This is a genomic window from Streptomyces sp. NPDC032126, from assembly GCF_055580085.1.
This window is the reverse complement of sequence record NZ_JBVIMA010000003.1, coordinates 431131-452507: the sequence shown is the minus strand read 5'-3', so window position 1 is coordinate 452507 and position 21377 is coordinate 431131. Positions and strand designations below refer to the sequence as shown.

Here is a 21377-nt window from a genome sequence, read left to right as displayed (position 1 = left end):
GCTCCCTCAGTGCGTACGGGACGGTTCGGGGGCGGCCGATTCGGCCGCCGCGGCGATGTTGCGGGCCATGCCGCCGAAGACCGCGGCGTGGAAGGGGGACACGCTCCACCAGTAGGCGTGCCCGGCGAGGCCGTGCGGATGGAACAGAGCCCGCTGCCGGTAGACCGTGCGCCCCTGGGGGTCCCGGTCGACGGTCATCTCCAGCCAGGCCAGGCCCGGCAGCCGCATCTCCGCGCGCAACCGGAGCAGCCGGCCCGGCTCGATCTCCTCCACCCGCCAGAAGTCCAGGCTGTCGCCGACCCGCAGCCGGGTCGCGTCCCGGCGGCCCCGGCGCAGACCGACACCGCCCACCAGGGTGTCCAGCCGGCCCCGCAGGGACCAGGCCAGCGGCCAGGAGTACCAGCCGTTCTCGCCGCCGATCGCCTCCACCACCCGCCACAGGGCCTGCGGTGACGCCGCGACCGTACGCTCGCGGTGATCCGTGTAGAGGCTCCCGCCCGCCCAGTCGGGGTCGGTGGGCAGCGGGTCGCTGGGGGCGCGCGGGGTCGACGCCGAGGACCACCTGGTGGCGACATCGGCGTCCTGCACGCGCCGCAGAGCCAGCCGGATCGCCCGGTCGAGACCGACCGGTCCCCCCGGCGGGTCCGGCACATGGCGGACGATGTCCCGCTCGGCGCAGACCACCTCGTGCTTGAGCGACTCGACCAGCGGGCGCGCCAGAGCGCCCGGCACCGGGGTGACCAGCCCGACCCAGAGACTGGACAGCCGGGGGGTGAGCAGCGGAACCGGAACGATGACCCGTCTCGGCAGCCCGGCGACGACGGCGTACCGCCGCATCATCTCCTCGTACGTGACGACGTCCGGTCCACCGATGTCGAAGGCGCGGTTCACGTCGTACGGCAGCCTCGCGCAGCCCACGAGGAAGCGCAGCACGTCACGGACGGCGATGGGCTGGATGCGGGTGCGCACCCAGCTCGGGGTCACCATCACGGGCAGCCGCTCGGTCAGATACCGCAGCATCTCGAACGAGGCCGAACCCGACCCGATGATCACGGCTGCCCGCAGTACGGCGGTGGGCACGCCCGAGGCCAGGAGGATGCGGCCCACTTCGGCGCGGGACCGCAGATGGGGTGAGAGTGCGTGCTCGGGCACTCCGGCCGGGCTCAGACCGCCGAGGTAGACGATCCGGCGGACTCCGGCGGCCCGCGCCTGCTCACCGAAGACCTTGGCCGCGCGCCGGTCGGTCTCCTCGAAACGCCGACCGGTGCCCAGCGCGTGCACCAGGTAGTACGCGACGTCCACGCCCTCCATGGCCGCGCGTACGGCGCCCTCGTCCGTCACGTCCCCGCGGACCGCCTCCACCCGCCCGGACCACGGATGGTCCCGCAGCTTGCCGGGGGTGCGGGCCAGGCACCGCACGGAATACCCGGCGGCCAGCAACTCCGGCACCAGCCGGCCGCCGATGTAGCCGGTGGCACCGGTGACCAGACAGCGCTGCGGCCCGGGCGCGGGAAACGTCATGGCTCTGGAGTCCTCCCGGGGGCGCCTGCTGATCGGCCCTGTCGGTGTTCCCGACCCTATGCCCGGGACGACGACCGGGCACCGCAACCTCGCCGTCGCGACCGGAGGATGCTACGGACGTCGGCGCCGAGTGCCCGGGGGTCGCCGAGCGGCAACAGGGGACCTTGTCGCCCTCCGGAACATTCGCCGAGGTCACCTTCGACGGCCTGGACTGCGCGGGCATCGAGTTCAGCCGGGAGGAAGGCTGAGGTCCCTGTGCTCCGACCCCGGCGGGCGCGGTGGGGCGCGTGGAGGGCCGGAGCGTCCTACGGTGAAAGGGTGCGACGTGTGCCCAAGTGGGCCTTGCTTTCGTCGGCGTGTGCGCCCGTCGTGTTGATCGGAGGCTGGACGGTCGCGGCGCTCCTCGAAGGGCCCTCCTACGACCCCGCTACACAGACGATCAGCGTCCTGGCGGCCTACGGGGCGGCGGGATTCTGGATGATGACCGGAGCGCTGGTCGCCGTGGGGGTCTGCCATCTGCTGACCGCCTGGGGGCTGCGCGCGGCCTCGCTCGCCGGACGGGTGGCGCTCGGCGGTGGCGGAGTGGCGGCATTGGTGGTGGCGCTGCTCCCGGCGCCGAGCAGCGGGGGCTCCCTCCGCCATGGTTCAGCCGCCGCGGTCGGCTTCGCACTCCTGGCGATCTGGCCGGTTCTGGCCGCCGATCGCAGCGGAACGGCGCCGTGGGGACTGCGGCCCGTGCCCTCCCTCACGGCGACCGCGTCGATGGGCGCCGGAGCGGCCTGGTTCATGATCGAGATCCACCGCCACGGCGCCATCGGCGTCGCCGAACGCCTTGTGACGTCCCTCCAGTCCCTGTGGCCCTTGGTGGTCGTAGCGTCCTGCCTCCGCCACCCCGAGTCGCGGGAGGGGGCGTCCCTGAGGTGACCGGATCACGCCGGGTCACGGCCGCCGAGCAGCGCCTGGCTCACGGCGGCCGTCAGCGCGGTTGCTCACACCCCCGGCCGGTCCTTCTTCCCGCGTTCAGGCCTTCTTCCCGCGCCCCGTCAGCGCGTCCCGCATGCGGTCGACCAGGCCGGCTCCCGGGGCCAGCATCTTGTTGGCCGGGGGCTTGTCCGGGGCGGACGGGTGGGGGCGGGTCGGTGCCAGTTTCTTCGCCTGACGGACCTTGTCGCCCAGCTCGTCGAGCATGTCCGGCGGACACGCCGCCCGCAGCCTCGGAAACAGGTTCTCCTCCTCGTCGGCCACATGGGAGCGGATCTCGGTCATCAGCATCCCGATGAGCCGGTCGAACTCGGGATCGTCGGCCTCGCATCCCTCCAGGTCCTTCATGATCCGCTCGGCCTTGGAGTGATCCTCGATCTCCTTGTCGGCCAGGGCGTCCCCGCCCGCCACATGCTCCCGCACGGCCGGATACAGGTACTCCTCCTCGGCGACCGAGTGCCGCACCAGTTCCATCGTGGCCTGATCCGCGTACAGCTTGCGGTTCTTGTCACCGGCCGGAAGCGCTCCGATCCGGCCGAAGAGCTCCTCGACCTCCCGGTGATCGGTGACCAGCTCGTCGATGACGTTCCCACCATGCCCCATGTCCTGCACCTCCAGCTTCCGCGGGGTCCCGGGCGGACCTCCGCCGGCTCCGAGTGCCCGCGCTGGGCGGGCCGACACAGCAGTCGCGGGGATCTCCGTACCGACGCACACGCTCCCGCAGCGACGCGAACGGGCGCATTCCCGGAGTGCCAGGGGTCGGTGCGGCACGGTCCACGCATCCGGCGAGGTCCGACGGGTACTCGGCAGGTCGAACGGCGGAGCCACGAGAGGAGCGTGCGCCATGACGACTCCTGATCCCGACCCGAGGCGGACCCCCGGGCTCGGACCGGGCGGCGGGGTGCCCGCCGGCGAAACACCGCCCGCCGAGGGCGGCACGCACGGCATCTCCCATCCGGAGCCGCCCGAACTGCGCAAAGGATGGGCGGCGATGCCACTGATCGTCATCATGGCGATCGTGGTGCTGGTGGCCGTCGGGCTGATCGCGATGGTCGTCGCGCTGATCGCCTAGGAAGCCGAAGGAACTGGTCTCACCGGGTGCGGGACAGCGGCAGGGAGTGGACGGCCGCTCCGTCGAGCGGGTGCCGGGCCGTTCCGTCGACCGCGTCGACGGTCTCGACCCCGGTCCACCAGCCGGCGCCCTCCTCCAGGTAGCGCAGCAGGACGCCTTCCCGCAGGGCCCAGGGGCAGATCACGAGGGTTTTCACGCCGCTCAGCTTCATCGCGGTGTGTCCGACGATCGCTCCCGCCAGGCTCTGCCGGGCCCTGGGCCCGGAGATGCCGGGCAGCGTGCAGCGTTCGGCGGCCGGGAGGACGGCGAGCCGGTCGATGGCGCGACGCAGATCACCCCGGTGCAGAACGCGGGGGGCGAACGGGCCCTCGCGGCCCGGGGCGGCGCCGCACAGCCGCGCGAGCTGCTGGAAGGTCCTGGAGGTGGCGACGGTGGTGTGCGGGCGTTCCCAGCGGATGCGGGCGGCGGCGTCGCGCAGCTGGTGCCGCACCTTGCGCCGCAGGGCCATCAGCTCCGTGTCGGAGGCCACGCCGTCGTGGGCGAGGAACTCGTTGGTCAGCCGGCCCGCGCCGAGGGGCAGGGAGGCCGCGAACTCCGGCATCCGGCCCCGTCCGAAGGCCAGTTCGAAGGAACCGCCACCGATGTCGAGGACGGCGAGCGGTCCCGCGCGCCAGCCCATCCAGCGCCGGACGCCGAGGAAGGTGAGCTCGGCCTCCAGCTCCCCGGGCAGCACGCGCAGGCATACGCCCGCCTCCTGGGTCACGGCACGCAGGACGGCCGCACGGTCGGGGGCGTTGCGCACGACGGCGGTGGCGAACGCCAGGGGTTCCGGCGCTCCCCACCGCCGGGCGACCTCGGCCGCCTTGTGGACCGCGTTGACGAGCTGCTGCGTGGCCTGTTCCCCGAAGTGACCGTCCGGGCCCACCTGTTCGGACAGCCGCAGCTTCCACTTGGCGGTGTGCACCGGCAGCGGCACCCCGTCCTTCGCGTCGGTCACCATCAGCCGCACCGTGTTCGAGCCCGCGTCCACCACGCTCACTCTCATGCGCTCCGGGTACCCGGCGCGGCCGGGCTGACGCGGGCCGTGCGCAGCGCGGTCCGGCCGGCACGCCAGGCGGGCAGCAGCCGGGCGGCCAGACGGTCCTCCAGGTGATCGGTCGCGCGGATCCCGAAGACCACGTCGGCGTCCAACTCCGGTTCGTCGGCCAGCAGTCCGGCGACGACCTCGTGCCGTACGACCTGTTCGTGCACCGCGTCCGCCTCGACGTGCTCGGTGTAGAAGCGGACCGCGGCCGGGCCCGCGTCCAGTCGGCGCAGCGCCTCGGCGAGGCGGCGGGAGGCCGGGGAGGAGGACACCTCGACGTGGGCGAAGTGTCCGACGAGCGCGCCGCGCAGGGCCCGGTGCAGACCGAGGAGGGACATCAGGTTGACCGTGGCGAGCGCCTCGGCGGGCGCCGCGTCCACGTAGTGCCCGTACGTCGTGTCCAGGCCCAGGTCGGTCATCAGGGCGGCGAACAGCTCGGCGTGGATCTCGTCCGCGCGGCCCGCGCCGAACTCGTCGAACTCCACCGCCGCCATGGCGGCCTTGGCGCGTCCGCGCAGCCTCGGGATCACCCAGGCGTGCGGGTCGGCCTCCTTGAGGTGGTAGAGCGAGCGCAGCGCCGCGTACTCGCGGAAGTGGTCGAGGGTGCCGTGGTCGTGGAGGAAGTGGGAGAGCCCGCCGTCGACCGCGCCGACCGGTTCGAGCTGGAGTTCGTCCAGGGCCCGTACGGCGGTGTCGGACGCGCCGATCGGGACGTCCGCGCGCAGCGCGCCGAGGAAGCGGTCCTCCAGCGCGGCGCGCAGGGCGAGGAGCGCGGGGTCCCATTCGCGGTCGTCGGGTACGCCGTCGAAGCCGAGGTAGTGGAGTTCGTAGAGGACGTAGAGGGCGAGGTGGAGGTCGTCGCCGTAGGGGTCGGCGGGGGGCGGTGAGCCGGGGGCCGGGGATCCGCGGAGCGCGCGGAGGACCCCGTACGAGAGGGGGCCGCGCGGCTCGGGCAGGAGGGCGCGCGTCATGACGTCCCGTCCCCTTTGGCGCGCCGGCGGTGGCTGGTGTCGCACCACGGCGGTGTCCGGGTGCGGCGGCAGGTGCAGATCGCCACCGTGAAGCGGCAGGACACCGTCGTCGCGCCGTCCTCGTCCACGACTTCGACCGGTCCCTCCACCAGGAGCGGTCCGTCGCGCTGGACCCGGACGCGGCGCGGGCCCTCAGACGTGTTCGGCACGGATGACCACCAGTTCCTCCGTCGTACGGTCGGCGCCCTCGGTGAGCAGGCCGCGTTCGCGCAGCCAGCCGAGCCGGGAGCGCAGGACGCTGCCGAACGGCAGCCGGGCGCGGTCGACGACCTGTGCGCGCAGGCCGGCCGCGCGGAGCCGGGCCAGGGTCTCCTCGACGCCGCTGAGGTGCGAGTGCACCATCAGCAGCCTCCCCGCGGGGCTCAGGATGGCCGGTGCGGCCGTGCAGATGCGGTCGATGAGCAGTCGCCCGTCCGTGCCGGCGTCCCAGGCCCGGGCGGCACCCCGGGGCGGGCCGTCGCCGGGCGGCGCGGGCACGTAGGGCGGATTGGCGACGATGAGGTCGAACCGGCGTCCCGGTACCGCGGACGCCAGGTCGCCGTGGCGTACGCGCACGGTGCGCCCGTTCAGCAGGGCGTTGCACCAGGCCGCGGCGAGCGCCCGCCAGGAGATGTCGACCGCGGTGACCCGGGCGCCCAAGCGGGCGGCGGCCACGGCGAGCGCACCGCTTCCGGTGCCCAGGTCCAGCACCTCGGTGCGGCCGGTGATCCGTTCCCGGCGCAGCGCCCGGCCGAGCAGCCCGGTGTCGGCCTGCGGCCGGTAGACCCCCGGCGGGGTCCAGCAGCGGAACGGGAGGACGGGGGCGAGCGATTCGACCGTCATCGGGGGACCCCGGTGAGCGTGCGGTCGGCGACGAGGGCTTTCACGGGGCTGCTCCATGCGGTGCGGGGGGATACGGCCGTGCCGGGCGGGACCGGCGGTGCCTCACGGGTACCCCTGGCGGACTGGCGTAACGAGGGTGCTTGTCTCTGGCGTACCGTCAGGGGGCCCGGACCTCGCGCTTCTCCAGGGGGCGTACGGCCGGGCCCTGGAGGACGCTGCCGTCGGGGGCGAAGCGGGAGCCGTGGCAGGGGCACTCCCACGCCTGTTCCGCCCGGTTGAAGGCGACGAGACAGCCGAGGTGGGTGCAGCGGGCCGAGACGGCGTGCAGCTGTCCGTCGTCGTCCCGGTGGACGGCGCACCGGTGTCCGCCGACCCCGATGACGGCTCCGTCCCCGGGCGCCAGGTCCTCGGGTCCGGGGGCTGTCACGGCCGGCAGCCGGCCGGCGACGAAGTGCTTGGCCACCTGGGCCTGGTGCTTGAGGAAAGCCCCGCCCTCACGGACCACGGAAGCCAGGCGGCGCGGGTCGTACAGGCCCGCCCACTCGGGTTCCTCGCCCGCGACGAGGTCGCTGATCAGCCGGCCGGCCATGATGCCGCCGCTCAGGCCCCAGCCGCCGAAACCGGTGGCCACGTAGGCGTGGTGACTGCCCGGGTGCAGCGGCCCCACCAGGGGGACGGAGTCGGTGGAGTCGTTGTCCTGGGTGGCCCACCGATGGGTCGGGGTCAGTCCGGGGAAGCGGTCGACGGCCCAGGCCGACAGCCGGGCGAGGCGCTCCTCGACGTCGGCGGCGCCGGGGGTGAAGTGTTCCCCCGTGACGATCAGCAGACGCTGTCCGTCGGCGTAGGGGGCGCTGCGCACGGACCGGGTGTTCTGCTCGGGGGTGATGTACATGCCGCGTGGCGCCCGGTCCGCGTCGACGGGCCCCGCGACCACCAGTTCGCGGCGCGGGGAGAGCCGGGTGAAGAGCAGCGCCCGGTCGAAGACGGGATAGTGGGTGGCGACCACGACCTCACGCGCCCGCACCTCGACGCCGGCGTCGGTGGACAGGACGCAGGGCTCGCCCTCGGTGAGGCCGGTGACGCGCGTCCCCTCGTACACGGCGCCGCCGCGTCCGCGCAGATCCGCGGCCAGGGCGTGCAGGTACCTCACCGGATGGAACTGCGCCTGCCCGGCCACCCGTACCGCGCCGGCCACCGGATACGGCAGATCCGTCCCGGTGACGAACTCCGCCGGCAGGCCCGCCTCACGGGCGGCCTCGGCCTCCGACCTCAGGGCCGCGACGCCCCGCTCGTCCTCGGCGTAGGTGCAGGCCGCCGCCTCCTCCCAGTCGCAGTCGATGCCGAGGTCCGCGACGATCTCGGCCGCCCGGCGGATCGCCGCCGACTGCGAGGCGGCATACAGGCGCGCGCCCTCGGCGCCCCGGGTGCGGCGCAGGTGGTCGTAGACGAGGGTGTGCAGCGCGGTCAGCTTGGCCGTCGTGTACCCGGTGACCCCACCGGCGATCCGCCCGGCCTCCAGCACGGCGACCTCCCGCCCGCGCCGGGCCAGCTCCCAGGCGGTGCTCAGGCCGGCGATCCCGCCGCCGATCACCGCCACCTCGACGGAGATGTCCCCGGCGGGCGGAGGGGCGGGGTCGCCGCCCGGCGCGGTCTCGATCCAGTACGACCCCCGCAGTTCTCGTTCGGCGTTCATGACCGCCGAGTGCCCGCCCCACCGCGGTGCCACGCGCGCGGTTCGGCGACCGGGGGTCGAACGGGCCTCGTGGGGAACCCGGCGGCCGAAGGAATACGTCGAGAGAGGTGGGCCCACGATGTCGAACCCCCAGCAGCCCCAGCAGCGGCGCAGCCGTAAGGGCGGCGCCACACCGCAGGACAGCGGCGAGCTCAAGGCCCGTCAGGCCGAGGAGACGGGCGAGGGCCACGCCCATGGCACGGACAAGGGGAACAAGGGCGGCGGAGAAGGCGGCGGAGTGCCTCCGGCCCAGCAGCCCGATCACCCTTGAGCCGGAGGTCACTGGACGCCGGGCGCCCTTGAGCCGAAGGTCACCGGACGCCCGGGCGGCCTTGAGCCGTCCGTCACTCCCCCGGCGGTCTGCCGGGTGTCACTCCTCGGTGACCACCCGGATCGTCCTCAGTTCGGGGTCGGCCGCGTCGGGCAGGTTCATGCCTGCCGCGACTCCGCTGGTCAGGTAGCGCAGGACGGGTTCGGTGAGGCGCTCGCCGGGGAGCACGGCGGGGATGCCGGGCGGATACGGCGTGATCATCTCGCCGGCCAGGCGCCCCGCCGCGCGGTGGGTCGGAACGTCCTCGTGCGGCTCGAAGTAGGCGTCGCGGGGCAGCCGGACCTGTTCCATCCGCAGCTCGGCGGGGGACGGCACGGCGACCCGCGGCGCGTCCCGCAGCTCGTCGGCGTGGTCGGCGAGGTCACGCAGCGCGGCGAGCAGCCGCGCGGTGGTGGTGTCGTCGTCGGCGTGGGTGAGCTGGGCGCTGATCCGCCGGTGGTCGAAGAGGTGCATGTCGAGGTGGTGGTGCTCGCGCAGCCAGTCGGCGGCCCGGTATCCGGTCGTCCCCAGCGCCTCGATGTCCATGACGACCGGCAGCGGGTCGAACCCGGCGGCGCGTCCGGGCCCGCAGTAGTCGTCGGCGTCGTCGACGTGGAAGCCGTCGATGTCCTCGATCGCGGCCCGGGTGCGTTCCGCCAACCGCAGGGCGTGGTCGAGGAGTTCCTGACCGTGCTGGACCATCTGCCGGCGCCAGGCGTCGATCCCCGCGTACAGCAGGACGTTGGGGCTGGTGGTGCCCAACAGATCGGCGCGGGCGGCGAGTTCGACGGGGTCGACGAGGTCGTTCTGGAGGTGGAAGACCGAGCCCTGTTCCAGGCCGCTGCCCATCTTGTGGACGCTGGTCACACACACATCGGCGCCCGCGTCCATCGCCCAGGTGGGCAGCCCTTCGTGGAAGGGCAGATGCGCGCCCCACGCCTCGTCGACGATCAGCGGTTTGCCCCGGCGATGGCACACCTCGACGATGCCGCGCAGGTCGGCGGCCGTGCCGTACGGGGTGGGGCTGGTGACGAGGGCGCCGTCCGCCTCGGGATGCTCGCTGAACGCCTTGTCGTAGGCGGCGGTCGACGGGGGGTGCGCGAGATGGCGCTCCGGGTCCCACTGCGGCTCGACCCAGATCGGCTCCACGCCGGAGAGGATGAGCCCGGCGACCACCGACTTGTGCGCGTCCCGGCCCACGATCAGGCCCCGGCGGTGACAGGTCACCGCCAGCATGGCCGCCTTGACGGAGAGCGAACTGCCGCAGGTGGAGAAGAACGTGCGCTCCGCGTGCACCGCGTCCGCCATCAGCTCCTCGGCCCGCTCCAGCACCCGGCCACGGGACAGCCGGTCGTCCAGACCTCCGCTGGCCAGCACGTCGCCGAAGTACACGGCGTCGCCCAGCACGGCCCGGGCCCGGGGGTCCGCGCCGCGGGCCTGTTTGTGGCCCGGCGGGGAGAACCCCAGCTCATCGGCCTCGTGATAGCGGGCCAGGGCGTCCAGTACGGGTGCTTCGTCATGGTTGAGGACCATCGTTGCGGAGTTCCCACGACGGACGAGCGCATGCCCGTTGCCCGGACGGCCCGTGGGTACTCGTCCGGCACGGGACCCCGGTGCGACGCGTGGTTCGCCCACACGTGCGCCACGTCCGTCTCGTAACGACAGCGGGACTTGGTGGATCATGTCCAGTGACCGTGCCGGCCGACGGGGAGGTGACGACCGTGCCCGCTGACGCGTCCGCCCGCTTCCCGGGCCCGGACGGGCCGTCCGAGGCGGAGGAGAAGCGACGGGTCGTCGAGGCGCTCTCCACCGCCGCCAGAGGCATCGAGCCGCTCCAGGTACCGGAGGCGTTGTGCCGGGCCTGCGTGGGGTTGCTGCCGGTGACGGGGGCGTCGGTGTCGATCTCCGGCGGGACGACGGTACGGGCCACCTGGTGTGCCAGCGACGAGGTCGCGGCGCGACTGGCGGAGACCCAGTACACCCTGGGGGACGGCCCCTGCCAGTCGGCGCTGGAGGCGGCGGCCCCGGTGCTCGCGGCCGATCTGACCGACGGCCCGGACGGCCGGCGGTGGCCGGTGTTCGCCGCACAGGCGGTCGAGCTGGGCGTGCGGGCGGTGTTCTCGCTGCCGCTCGGCGTAGGGGGAGCCGCGATCGGCACCCTCGATCTGTACCGGGACCGGCCGGGCGGTCTGTCGACGCGCGAGCTGAACATCGCCCTGTGGGCGCGCGACACGATGACCTTCGCCGTGATGAATCTCCATTCCCGGCTCGACGACGGCGAACAGCCGCCCGACGAAGGAGTAGCGTCGTGGGTGGAGGCGTCGGAGGCCGCGCACGGTGAGGTCTACCAGGCGATCGGCATGGTGATGGTGCAGCTCGGTGCCGGTCCCGAGGAAGCCCTGGACCGGCTGCGGGCCCGGGCCTTCGTCGAGGGACGTACGGTCACCGAGGTGGCCCGGGACGTCGTCGCCCGCACACTCCGCTTCCGGCCGGAGGCGGAGGACGGATCCGACGACCAGCAAGGCCGGAGTGGGTCCGGCGACGACGGACTGGACGGTGAACGGTCATGAACCGCGAACAGCAGCTCGCCGAGGCGCTCGTCGGGCTGGCCGACTCCTTCGCGGACGACGTCGATCCGGTCGTGCTCCTCGACCGTCTCGCGTCGAACTGCGTGGAGATCACCGGCGCGGACGCGGTGGGCGTCATGATGGCCCCGCTCCGCGGCGGCCTGCGCACCATGGCCGTCACCGACGACCGTGCCGCCCTCCTGGAACTCTTCCAGCAGCAGACCCAGGAAGGCCCCTGCGTCGACTCCTACCGGTTGGGTGAGCGCGTGGAGGCGAGGGATCTGGCGGCGAGCACGGACCGCTGGCCGGCCATGGCGCCGCTGGCCCGGGCGGCGGGCTTCCGGTCGGTGCACGCGGTGCCGCTGCGGGTCCACCACCAGACCATCGGCGCGGTCAACCTCCTGCTCACCACGCCCGGCGGGCTGCCGGCCCCGGACCTGGACCTCGCCCAGGCCCTCGCGGACGTCACCGCCGTGGCCCTGGTGAACTGGAACCCCGACCCCGTCCGCGCCGACGACATCAGCACCCGTGTCCAGGCCGCGATCGCCGCGAAGGCGACCGTGGAGATCGCCGGCGGCATGATCGCGGAGTACGCCGGTCTGAGCCTGCCCGAGGCCCACCACACCCTGAAGACCTACGCCCTGCTCACCGACGACCGCCTCACCCGCGTCGCCCACGCCCTGGTCCGGCGCACCCTGTCCCCCGACACCATCCTGGCCGTCCCCGCCTGAGCGGGCCCGGCCGCCGGGTACACGTGCCGACGGCACCCCGGGCTGTCCGGCCACCCGGGGTGCCGTCGAGGAAGCCGTTCTACGGCTCCTCGCGTAGCCGGTGCGCGCGGGCTCCCCGGCGGTCGCCGTGAGCGCCGGCCATACATGAATCGTGTTTCATGTAATTGTCTGCGTGAAAAAGCGGGCGTAGAATTTTCGCCATGGTGGAAGCCGAGGGACTGCCCGAGCCGCACGTCGGATGGACGTTCCTGACCAACCACGCGCGCGTGCTGGCCAGCATCGCCGACAACCACCACACGCGGATCCGGGACATCGCGGCGCGCTGCCGGCTCACCGAGCGTGCCGTCCAGAAGATCATCGCGGATCTGGAGCGGGACGGATACCTCTCCCACACGCGCAACGGCCGCACCAACCACTACCGGATCGACCCCGCCAGGGTCCTGCGCCATCCGGCCGAGGCCGGCCTGACGGTGGCCGCCCTGCTGTCGATGCTGGTCAGGGACGAGGCCGAACGCCAGGGCTCGGCACCCGTGCTGGAAGCCGACTCGTAACGCCGACGGTTCAGCGTGCCGGTGGGGACGCGAGGGCCGGGCGCGACAGCTGGGCGACGGCGAGGAGCAGCGCACCGCAGCCGGCGACCAGGATCCAGCCCGGGCGGGACGCCTGGGCCAGGCCCGCCGGGGTGACGCCGGTGACCAGGCCGCCGGCGAGCGCGATACCGAGGGCGGAGCCGAGCTGCCGTGCCGTGGAGGTGATCGCCCCGGCCACACCGGCCCGGGCGGGCGGCAGCCCGTCGACCGCGGTGTTGGTGATGGGGGCGTTGGCGAAGCCGAACCCGACGCCGATCAGCGCGTACGCGGTCAGCAGCGGCAGCAGGCCGGTGTGCGAGGTGAGCCGGACCAGGCAGAGCGCGCCGGTCATGATGAACCCGCCGGCCAGGAGCAGCGGCAGCCGAGGCCCCGTGCGGCCCACCATGCGGCCGGACCAGGGCGCGCAGACCGTCGCCCCGGCGGCCAGGGGCAGGGTCGCCACGCCGGCGGCCAGCGGCGTCCAGCCCCGGGTGTGCTGCAGATAGAGGGTGTTCAGCAGCAGGGTCGTGCTCAGGGCGACGAAGACGGCCACCGCGCCGACGACGGCACCGCTGAAGGCCGGGCGGGCGAAGAGCCGGGGATCCATCAGCGGCTCCTCGCGGCGGGACTCCACCCCCACGAATCCGGCGGTCGCCACGACGGCCGCCGCGTATCCCGCGAGCGCCGCGGGTGACGTCCAGCCGATGCGCGGCCCTTCGATCAGGACGCCGACGACGGCCGCGAGGAGGACGGTGAGCAGGATCTGGCCGGGCACGTCGAGCCGCCGGGCCCGCGGTGCGCGGGACTCGGGTACGAACACCGCGCTGAGCAGCAGCGCGGCCGCGATGACGGGTGCGTTGATCCAGAACAGCGCCCGCCAGTCGAGCCCGGCGAGCAGCGCGCCGCCCGTGACGGGGCCTGCGGCCATGCTCAGTCCGAACACCGACGCCCAGATGCCGATGGCCTGCGCCCGTTCCCTCGGGTCCGGCATCGCGTTGACCACGATCGCGAGCGCGACGGGGCTGAGCATCGAGGCGCCGACGCCCTGGAGGGCGCGGGCCGCGACGAGGACACCCACCGACGGGGCGAGCGCGCAGAGCAGTGAGGCCGTGCCGAACACGGCCAGCCCGCACTGGAACACCCGGCGGCGCCCGAAGCGGTCGGCGAGCGCGCCGGAGGAGATCAGGAGGGCGGCCAGGACGAGGGTGTAGGCGTCGACGACCCATTCGAGGCCGCGTGTGCCGACGTCCAGTCCTCGGCCGATGGCCGGCAGTCCCACGTTGACGATGGTGGAGTCCAGGCCCACCAGGAACATGCTCAGGCAGCAGACGGCCAGGACCGTCCAGCGTCTGCGCGCGCTGAGCGCGGGCCGGACAGGGGGGAGTGTCGTCGCGGTCACGGTCTACCTCTGGGATCCGGGAACAGTGCCCGGCAAGGCTCGGCCCGGAGGAGGCCTGCGGCCCAGCGATTTTGCGAACACCGCAAAACCGCTCGGCTTCAGCCGTGGCCATGAACGCTCAGATCGGCTCGGGCTGGGTGTCGGGCTGGCGTTCCGGGCGGCGGGACGGTGCCGGTATCGCCGGTGCGGGGATCGGCGCCTGCGGGGTCGTCGCGGTCGTCCGTACGTAGCCGTAGATCACGGAGGTCATGGCCAGGATGAGGAGCGGGCCGGCGAGCCAGGCGTGCCGGGCCATCTCCACCGGCAGGAAGCGGTACGCCAGCAGCAGCGCGGCGAAGACCGCCGTGCCGTGGGCGACCAGCCGGACACCGGAGCGGTCCCAGCCGTGGGTGACACAGCGCATGGCCGCCTCGATGGTGAGCACGAAGACGACTCCGGCGACGAGGTCCGCGCCGTAGTGGTAGCCGAATCCGAGCGTCGCGCAGACCGTGGCGACCAGCCAGAACGTGCCCGCGTAGCGCAGGGCGCGCGGGCCCTTGCGGGTGTGCAGGAAGATCGCGGTGGCCCACGCCGTGTGCAGGCTGGGCATGCAGTTGCGCGGGGTGATCTGGTCGAACGGGATGGGGTGCGGGGCGGTGATCGGCGTCGGCGTGGCCGGCCAGAGGTCCGCCACCGCCCACTGCTGGGTGGGCCAGCTGTCCGACCACAGGCTGACCGACTCCCAGTGCTCGGTGCCGGTGCCGAAGGCGAAGATCGGTCCGACCACCGGGAAGAGCATGTAGACGGCCGGTCCGAGCAGGCCGATCACCAGGAAGCTGCGCACCAGGTGATGGCTGGGGAAGCGGCGCTCGGCCGCCACATGGCGCAGTTGGTAGAGGGCGACGAGGACGGCGGCCACGGGGAGCTGGCCGTAGACGAAGTCGAGGACGTTGAAGCCGACGGAGCCGGTGGACTCGACGATCCGGCCCATCACCCAGGACGGGTTGGCCAGTGCGTGGTCGGCGGTCGCCACGTACTCGTCGAGCACGTCCGGGCGGGTCTTCGCGGTGATGAGCAGCCAGGTGTCGCCGGTCTTGCGGCCGGTCATCAGCACCAGGCCGAGGCCGACGCCCTTCAGCAGCAGGGCGCGTTCGCGGCCGGTGCGGCGGGTGAGCGCGATGAGCGCGACGCCGAGCATCACCCACAGCGCGCCGTTGCCGAAGGGGTGCCCCTGGGCGATCTTGACGCCGGCGGCCCAGCGGACCAGCGCGATGGTGACGTCGATGCCGATCGCGGCCGCGAGCGCGATGAACCGTTGCCGCCAGGTGAGGACCACCATCATCAGCGCCATGCTGGCGTAGAGCAGGCCGCCGGACTTGGGCGGGAACAGCAGCTCGCGCGCCTGGTTGGTGATCGGTCCCGGTACGCCGTAGTGGCGCGCGGCGAGTTCCAGCGCGATGAGGAATCCGACGCCGACGACACCCGCCGTGGCCCACAGTGCGGTTCTGCTGTTTATTCGCGAAAACACCCGCGAGGCTATAGGTATCAACTGCTTTGACCGTTTTGTTAGGTTCTGGCTAATTGGGTTACTTATCGCGCTGTATTAGGGGCGTTCATCGCGAGTTTCGAACATGTTAGCGGAGCAGTGGGGGTGAGTTGGCTGAAAACATTCAGGCCCGCCGAGCCTAGAGGTAGTCCTCCAGACGGGCGATCGTGAAGCCCTGCTCCTGGACGTGGCGCAGGAGGTTGGCCGTCATCTCGGTCATCGTCGTGCCCTTGAGCTCGGACGGGCCGCGGAAGTGGGCGAGGATGATGTCGCCCGGGTGGAGCTTCTTGCCCGGCGACTGGTACTGCATGTTCGTGATCTGCATCGACTCGCGCCACAGGACGATCGCATCGAGGCCGCAGGAGGCCACGGCGGCGCGGGTGTTCTCGTTCCAGTTGCCGTAGGGCGGGCGGAACAGCCGGGGCGCGGTGCCGTAGTGGTCCTTCAGCTTGCTCTGCTGGCCGCAGATCTCCTGCTTCTGGGCGGCGGCGCCGAGGGTGCGGAGATTCGGGTGCGTCAGCGTGTGGTTCTGGACGGCGTCGCCGAGGGCCTGGAGTTTCTGGAAGTAGCCGTAGTCGCTGCGTATGGCGGCGTCCGTGAGGAACATCGTGAACGGGATCTTCAGCTCCCGCATCATCGTCACGAACCGCGGGTCCTTCTCCGCGCCGTCGTCGAAGGTGAGGAAGACGATCTTCTCTTGGGTGGGTATCTCGCTGATCACCGGCACCTGGCCGCCGCCTCCGAGCTTCACCGGCTTGACGGCGGGCGGGGCGGGCGGCGCGGCGAGCGGCTTGAGACCCCACTTGCGGTAGGCGGCCTCGACACCCGCCCGCGCGCCCGCGGCACCACCGGAAGCCTCGGCGGGCGGCGCGGCGGCACGCTGCGACGCGGTCGGACGGGGATCGCCCGAGGAATCACCGGCCGAGCACCCGGTCACGAGCCCGACCACCGCCAGAGCACAGGCCACCACCCCGACCGCTATCCGCCCACCCATCCCGCAGCCCTCTCTTCCCGCATGCCACACCCTGTCCATCTGCTTGATGCCGAACGGGCGTGCGGGGTTCCGATCCTCGGGCGGTCGGTCAGGGGGTCATGGCCTGGGGGATGAGGGCTGCGTCCGTGAACTGTTCTCCTCAGGTGCCGGCCTGTCAGACGTTCACGTCTTGACCATGAAGTACAGCCAGCCGCCCCACGTACTCACGTTAGTCGTGTCCTTCGTGCCGCGCTCGTACTCGGAGCGGACCCGGAACTTCTGGTTGAGCGCGTTGGTCAGGCTCAGTTGGGTCGTCGCCGTGCTGGTCGAGGACAGGGCGAAACAGCCCGACGTGGTGAGCGTGTGCCAGGCGCCGCTGTAGTACTGCTGGGCCTGGAAGCGCTCGCACTGGCCGGCCTTGTTCGGCGTGACGGTCGCGCTCACCGTCGGCTTCACCGTGCGGTGGTAGACGCGGTAGGTGACGCCGCCGGACGTGGTGCTCGTGTAGGAGCCGGAGAGCGTCGTCGCGACCTTCACATAGCCGTTGACGGCACGGGCCGCCGAGGCCGGCGCGTAGCGGTAGTCGCCCGCGAAGCTCGCCGTGAACGTGGTGTTGCGGGTGACCTTGTACGTGGCCGCCAGGTTGCCGTTGGCGTCCACGACGCCGGTCTTGACCAGGGTCTTCGTCCCGCCGGCCGGGGTGGCGTAGAGCGACACCGTGCGGCTGTTGTTCGTCGTGCCGAGGTGGGCGGTGACGCCGGCCGTCGCCCCGTACGCGTACGAGGAGGCGTTGGCGGTGACGGAGACGGCCGTGGCGGCCCGGGACACCTGGACGATCGCCGTTGCGGTGGCCGCCTTGTGTGTGGCGTCGCCCGGGTAGCTCACCGTGTACGTGTTGGCGCCGCCGATGGTCGGCTTGTCCTTCACGGTGATCGTGCCGTCGGTGTTCACGGGCGCGGTCCAGGTCACCGGCGTGGTGGGGTGAGCGGCGTCCGTGCGGGAGACGATGACGGTCCGGCCGGTGGCGTACGGGGCGTCGGTCAGCGTGCCGCCGAAGGAGAGGGCGGCGTCCCGGGTCGCGGTCGCGGGGGCCTTCAGCGTGAGGGCCGGGGCGTAGGGGGCGACCATGACGCCCATGCCGGCCTCGGTCGGCTGGTGGGTGGCGTCACCCGCGTACGTCACGATGTAGGTGTAGACGCCCGAGCCGCCCGGCGCGTCGGTGACGTCGAACTGCGTGGTGACCGGGTCGACCGGGACCGACCCCACCGGCACCGTCTCCTGGGTGGCCTCGTTCCTCCTGGCCACCTGGACGGTGGTGCCCTGCGGCAGGCTGCCGAAGCCCAGCTGGGTGAAGAGCGCGCCCTTGAAGGCGACCGAGCCGGGCGTGGCCGAGCCGAGGTCCGGGCCGGTGATGGTGGTCGGCAGCCGCGACACGGACAGCGTCAGCGACGCCGTCGCGGCCCGGTGCGTCGCGTCACCGGTGTACGACACCTGGTAGGTGTACGTGCCCTCGTCCTGCCGGGTGTCGTCGAAGGCGAACGATCCGTCCTGGCCGACCGTGGTGTCGGGCAGATCCGTGCCGTCGCGGGTGACCTTCAGTCGCGCGCCGGCCGGGACGAAACCCCGGGTGGCCAGGGTGCCGGTGAGCGTGTACTGCTCGGTGGGCACGGCGTACTTCGGGTAGGCCAGGGTCAGTTCGGTGTCGCTCAGCTTGGCGGCGGCGTACACGCCGAGGGAGTAGGCGCCCGAGGAGTCCCGGGTGACGGCGTAGAGGGTCGTGCCGTCGCCCGCCCACTTCAGCCCGTCCGGCGCCACGGCCGTCCCGCCGGGGAGGGTGATCCGGTTCTCGGCGAGGGTGTTCGGGCCGGCGTACAGATAGACGCCGGAGGCGCCGCCCACGGCGATGGTCCCGTCGGTGTCGACCGCGACGGAGTTCGGGGCAGAGCCCGCGCCGCCGGTGAAGTACACGTTGGGGCTCGCGGCGGCGAGGTCCGAGGTGCGGTACGCCTGGAGGGCGGGCCGCTGCGGGGCGGCGAGCAGCAGTCGGGCGCCGTCGCCGGTGACCTGGAGCCCGGTCGCCGTGCCGCCGTAGACCTGGGTGTCCGCCTTGGCCGTCGCCCCGCCGGAGGACACGTCGAAGGTGGCCACATGGCTGAGGTTCTGCTGCGGCTCCTCGGCCGCGAGCACACCGCCGCCGGTGGCGAGCTGCGGCGCGGCCGTCCAGTGCGACAGGGCGGGCTGCGGGGTCGCCGCCGGGGTGCCTGCGGCCGGGTCGACCGATCCGATGGCGCCGTGGCCGTCGGCGGTGTACCCGTACCAGACCCGGCCGCCCGCCACCGCGACGGAGACCGGGGCGCTGCCGGGTCCGGTGGACCAGCGGGCGGACTCGGTGAGCGTCGCCGTGTCGATCGCGGCGATCGCGTCGCCGTCGGCGAGGGCCGCGTAGAGCGTGCCGCCGTCGGCGGACAGGGCGAGGCCGGTGGCCCCCTGCTCGCCGGTGAGGGTGGTGACGGGTGCGCCGGACAGGTCGGTCACCACGATGCCGGTCGAGCCGGCGCCCTGGCTGACGAAGAGGTGCCGGTGAGCGGCGTCGACCAGCAGGTGCGCGTAGCCGGACAGCGGCAGCGCCGCGGTGCTGTCGGCGTACGCGGCGGAGCCGGTGAGGCCGACGGTGGCGGTGGTCAGCCCGGCGACGACCGAGAGGGCCGCGGCGAGTGAGACCTGCTTGAGACGCATGGAGCTCCTGTGCGAAAAGTGAAACAAGCAGGTCGGACGATATCCGGTGCCCCTGGCACGGATGTCACCGAGGGTCGCCCCGGAGCGGGTGACGCGGCTGTCAGGTCCGGGGCGTGCTGTCCCACCGCCAGCCGGTCGGGCGCGGGCGGCCCGGCAGGTCGGTGCGGCCGGTGGCCCACAGGAGGGTCGTCCAGGGGTCCGTGGACGTCGGGGCGTGGGGGAACAGGCGGTGCAGGACCCGGGCGCAGAGGTCGGCGGGCGGGTTCCACCCGGCCGTCCCGAGCCCGAGGCCCAGGGCCAGGTCGTAGGTGTGGACCAGGGTCTCCACGATGCCCATCGCGGCGAAGCCCTCGGGGTCGGAGACGCCGAAGGCGTGGTAGGCGCGGGTGTCCGGAGAGGCCGTGCGCACCATGGCGACGAGCAGGGCGCCGCTCGCCTCCAGCACCTGCATCAGGCCCGCCGGGCCCGCCGCACGGTCCGCGTGCACGGCGTTCGCCGGACCGCCCGGACGCCGGCTCTCCCACACGAAGGGCACCTCGCCGTCCAACGGCGGTGTGCTGGGGCCGAGTTGGACGGCGTAGGCGAACAGGTCGTCGCTGAGGTGTTCCACCGTCTCCCAGCAGTCCCACTCCAGGGAACCGGCGTTGGCGTCCCAGGCCGCCGGGGGCGCCTCGCGCAGCAGCGTCACCGCCGACCGCACGGCGTGGTCGAGGTCGTCCGCGGTGACGGGGGAGGGAGCGTTACGGTCCATGCCGCAAGACGATACCTACGGCGCCTTCCGTCGGCCCGCGATGATCGACGCGATCAGCGGGCCCGCCGCGAGCAGCGCCGCGAGCGTCCCGTAGCCGTGGGTGAGCGTGGTCGCCGTGGCGACGGCGGCGACCAGCAACGGGCCGCCCGCGTCGCCCAGTTCACGGCCCAGCTCGGCCGCGCCCATGGTCTGGCCCAGGCGTTCGGGCGGGGTCGACGAGGCCAGGGCGGCGAAGCCCAGCGGGGTGATCAGGCCCGTCCCCGCGCCGGTGACGGCGGCGGCCAGCAGCACGCCCGTCAGGCCCGGCAGCATGGCGCACGCCAGACCGGCGGCGGTCAGCAGCAGGCCGGCGGTGAGTCCCGTGCGGGTGGTGAGGCGGCCGTCGTCGAGCGCGCGGCCCGCCCTCGGCTGGACGACGGCGGCGCAGGCGGCCAGGAGGGACACGGCGGCACCGGTGGCGACCGTGCCCAGGCCGGCCGCCTTCCCGGACACGGGCAGGAAGCCCACGCCCACGGACAGCGCGGCGGTCGCTCCGGCCAGCGCGGACGTCGGCACGAGGAAGGGCGGCTCGGCCAGCCGCCGGGCGAGATCCAGCACCGTCTGCCGGGGCTTCGGCAGCGGCGGTACGACGGGTACGGCCGACGCCGCCCATCCGGCGACCGCCGCGCCGAGCACCGCCAGTACCCCGAACAGCAGCCGCAGACCGCCGGCCCACACCAGGACCCCGCCGAGCAGCGGGCCGAGGGTGTAGCCGACCGACTTGCAGAAGCCGTAGCCGCCGAACGCCCGGCCGTGCCGTGCCGCCGGGTTGAGGCGGGCGACCAGGGCCGAGGCGGACGGGGAGAACGCGGAGGCCGCGGCGCCCTGGCCGAGGCGGGCCGCCCACAGCCAGCCGGGGCTGCCCGCGAGGGCGTACACCGCGGAGGCGGCGGCGAAGGCGACCAGTCCGCCCAGCAGCACCGGCCGGGCGCCGACCCGGTCGGCGAGGGTGCCGAAGAGCGGCTTGAGCAGCACCTCGGCCCCGTCGTACAGGGCGAGCAGGCCGCCGAGGACGAGCAGCGAGGTGACCGCGCCCTCGGTGTCCCCGCCGAGGCTCGCGGCGACACCGTGGGCGCCGAAGGCGGTGGTGAGCCCCGCCGCGTACAGCGGCCACATCTGCCGCGCCGGCGCAGTCCGCCCCGCATCCTGGATCCGCGTCACACAGTGAATGTAGGACGCCACCCGGGTGCCGGCCGGGCAGGGTCCGTGGGCTCAGCCCGTAGGACGCCGCCCGGGTGACCGCCAGGCTGGGGCCGTGGCCGCAGCCCGTAGGACGCCGCCCGGGTGACCGCCAGGCTGGGGCCGTGGCCGCAGCCCGTAGGACGCCGCCCGGGTCGCCGTCGGACGCGGTCCGTGACCTCAGCCCCTACGACGCCGCCCGAGTGACCGCCGGACGCGGTCCGTGGGCCCAGCCCCTACGACGCCGCCCAAGTGGCCGCCGGGCAGGGTCCGTGGGCTCAGCCCGTAGGACGCCGCCCGGGTGACCGCCAGGCTGGGGCCGTGGCCGCAGCCCGTAGGACGCCGCCCGGGTGGC

General features: G+C 73.4%; 20 protein-coding genes. 6 read left to right on the top strand and 14 right to left on the bottom strand.

The window, feature by feature from the left end; all coding sequences use genetic code 11:
* Positions 1-6: 6 nt before the first annotated feature.
* Positions 7-1521 carry an SDR family oxidoreductase gene (locus ACZ5NW_RS15015; RefSeq protein WP_468744238.1) on the bottom strand — a complete coding sequence of 505 codons (1515 nt, stop codon included), beginning with the start codon at positions 1519-1521 and terminating at the stop codon, positions 7-9.
* A gap of 318 nt (positions 1522-1839) precedes the next feature.
* Between ACZ5NW_RS15015 and ACZ5NW_RS15010 the strand changes: the two genes are divergently transcribed.
* Positions 1840-2445, top strand: a complete 606-nt coding sequence (locus ACZ5NW_RS15010) for a DUF998 domain-containing protein (protein WP_468744237.1) — start codon at positions 1840-1842, stop codon at positions 2443-2445.
* Between the two features lie 96 nt (positions 2446-2541).
* Here the strand turns inward: ACZ5NW_RS15010 and ACZ5NW_RS15005 are convergent, their stop codons facing one another.
* Positions 2542-3105 (bottom strand): hemerythrin domain-containing protein, encoded by a 564-nt coding sequence (locus tag ACZ5NW_RS15005; protein ID WP_468744236.1) that lies wholly within the window; start codon positions 3103-3105, stop codon positions 2542-2544.
* Positions 3106-3346: 241 nt separating this feature from the next.
* On the opposite strand from ACZ5NW_RS15005, the gene ACZ5NW_RS15000 reads away from it, so the two are divergent.
* Entirely contained in the window at positions 3347-3574 is a 228-nt protein-coding gene (locus ACZ5NW_RS15000) for a DUF6480 family protein (RefSeq protein WP_468744235.1), read from the top strand.
* A gap of 19 nt (positions 3575-3593) precedes the next feature.
* Here the strand turns inward: ACZ5NW_RS15000 and ACZ5NW_RS14995 are convergent, their stop codons facing one another.
* The 5 genes from ACZ5NW_RS14995 to ACZ5NW_RS14975 form a co-directional block, all read right to left on the bottom strand.
* Positions 3594-4619 (bottom strand): Ppx/GppA family phosphatase, encoded by a 1026-nt coding sequence (locus tag ACZ5NW_RS14995; protein ID WP_468744234.1) that lies wholly within the window; start codon positions 4617-4619, stop codon positions 3594-3596.
* Positions 4616-5629 (bottom strand): iron-containing redox enzyme family protein, encoded by a 1014-nt coding sequence (locus ACZ5NW_RS14990; protein ID WP_468744233.1) that lies wholly within the window; start codon positions 5627-5629, stop codon positions 4616-4618. The genes ACZ5NW_RS14995 and ACZ5NW_RS14990 overlap by 4 nt, the downstream gene beginning before the upstream one ends.
* Entirely contained in the window at positions 5626-5838 is a 213-nt protein-coding gene (locus tag ACZ5NW_RS14985) for a CDGSH iron-sulfur domain-containing protein (protein WP_468744232.1), read from the bottom strand. The genes ACZ5NW_RS14990 and ACZ5NW_RS14985 overlap by 4 nt, the downstream gene beginning before the upstream one ends.
* A complete protein-coding gene (locus tag ACZ5NW_RS14980) occupies positions 5822-6511 on the bottom strand; it encodes a HemK2/MTQ2 family protein methyltransferase (protein ID WP_468744231.1) in 690 nt (229 codons plus the stop codon). The genes ACZ5NW_RS14985 and ACZ5NW_RS14980 overlap by 17 nt, the downstream gene beginning before the upstream one ends.
* A 157-nt stretch (positions 6512-6668) precedes the next feature.
* The gene (locus tag ACZ5NW_RS14975; protein WP_468744230.1) at positions 6669-8204 is read right to left on the bottom strand and encodes an FAD-dependent oxidoreductase; all 1536 of its coding nucleotides are present in this window, start codon (positions 8202-8204) and stop codon (positions 6669-6671) included.
* Positions 8205-8322: 118 nt separating this feature from the next.
* On the opposite strand from ACZ5NW_RS14975, the gene ACZ5NW_RS14970 reads away from it, so the two are divergent.
* On the top strand, positions 8323-8514 hold the full coding sequence (locus ACZ5NW_RS14970) for a hypothetical protein (protein ID WP_468744229.1): 192 nt from the start codon (positions 8323-8325) through the stop codon (positions 8512-8514).
* A gap of 99 nt (positions 8515-8613) precedes the next feature.
* Here the strand turns inward: ACZ5NW_RS14970 and ACZ5NW_RS14965 are convergent, their stop codons facing one another.
* Positions 8614-10086 carry an aminotransferase class I/II-fold pyridoxal phosphate-dependent enzyme gene (locus ACZ5NW_RS14965; RefSeq protein ID WP_468744228.1) on the bottom strand — a complete coding sequence of 491 codons (1473 nt, stop codon included), beginning with the start codon at positions 10084-10086 and terminating at the stop codon, positions 8614-8616.
* Between the two features lie 188 nt (positions 10087-10274).
* Between ACZ5NW_RS14965 and ACZ5NW_RS14960 the strand changes: the two genes are divergently transcribed.
* The 3 genes from ACZ5NW_RS14960 (at position 10275) to ACZ5NW_RS14950 (ending at position 12402) form a co-directional block, all read left to right on the top strand.
* Positions 10275-11123 (top strand): GAF and ANTAR domain-containing protein, encoded by an 849-nt coding sequence (locus ACZ5NW_RS14960; RefSeq protein ID WP_468744227.1) that lies wholly within the window; start codon positions 10275-10277, stop codon positions 11121-11123.
* Positions 11120-11851 carry a GAF and ANTAR domain-containing protein gene (locus ACZ5NW_RS14955; RefSeq protein WP_468744226.1) on the top strand — a complete coding sequence of 244 codons (732 nt, stop codon included), beginning with the start codon at positions 11120-11122 and terminating at the stop codon, positions 11849-11851. The genes ACZ5NW_RS14960 and ACZ5NW_RS14955 overlap by 4 nt, the downstream gene beginning before the upstream one ends.
* Before the next feature lie 200 nt (positions 11852-12051).
* Positions 12052-12402, top strand: a complete 351-nt coding sequence (locus ACZ5NW_RS14950; protein ID WP_468744225.1) for a helix-turn-helix transcriptional regulator — start codon at positions 12052-12054, stop codon at positions 12400-12402.
* A gap of 10 nt (positions 12403-12412) precedes the next feature.
* On the opposite strand, the gene ACZ5NW_RS14945 is transcribed toward ACZ5NW_RS14950, so the two are convergent.
* From ACZ5NW_RS14945 to ACZ5NW_RS14920, 6 genes are all read right to left on the bottom strand, one after another.
* A complete protein-coding gene (locus ACZ5NW_RS14945) occupies positions 12413-13819 on the bottom strand; it encodes an MFS transporter (protein ID WP_468744224.1) in 1407 nt (468 codons plus the stop codon).
* A gap of 118 nt (positions 13820-13937) precedes the next feature.
* Positions 13938-15326: a phosphatase PAP2 family protein gene (locus tag ACZ5NW_RS14940; protein WP_468744223.1), complete on the bottom strand. Its 1389-nt coding sequence runs from the start codon at positions 15324-15326 to the stop codon at positions 13938-13940.
* A gap of 157 nt (positions 15327-15483) precedes the next feature.
* Entirely contained in the window at positions 15484-16338 is an 855-nt protein-coding gene (locus ACZ5NW_RS14935; protein ID WP_468744222.1) for a polysaccharide deacetylase family protein, read from the bottom strand.
* Positions 16339-16500: 162 nt separating this feature from the next.
* Positions 16501-19053: a hypothetical protein gene (locus ACZ5NW_RS14930; RefSeq protein WP_468744221.1), complete on the bottom strand. Its 2553-nt coding sequence runs from the start codon at positions 19051-19053 to the stop codon at positions 16501-16503.
* A 100-nt stretch (positions 19054-19153) separates the two neighbouring features.
* Positions 19154-19804, bottom strand: coding sequence for a hypothetical protein (locus ACZ5NW_RS14925; RefSeq protein ID WP_468744220.1), 651 nt, complete (start codon positions 19802-19804; stop codon positions 19154-19156).
* Positions 19805-19819: 15 nt separating this feature from the next.
* Positions 19820-20959 (bottom strand): MFS transporter, encoded by a 1140-nt coding sequence (locus ACZ5NW_RS14920; RefSeq protein WP_468744495.1) that lies wholly within the window; start codon positions 20957-20959, stop codon positions 19820-19822.
* Between the last annotated feature and the right edge of the window lie 418 nt (positions 20960-21377).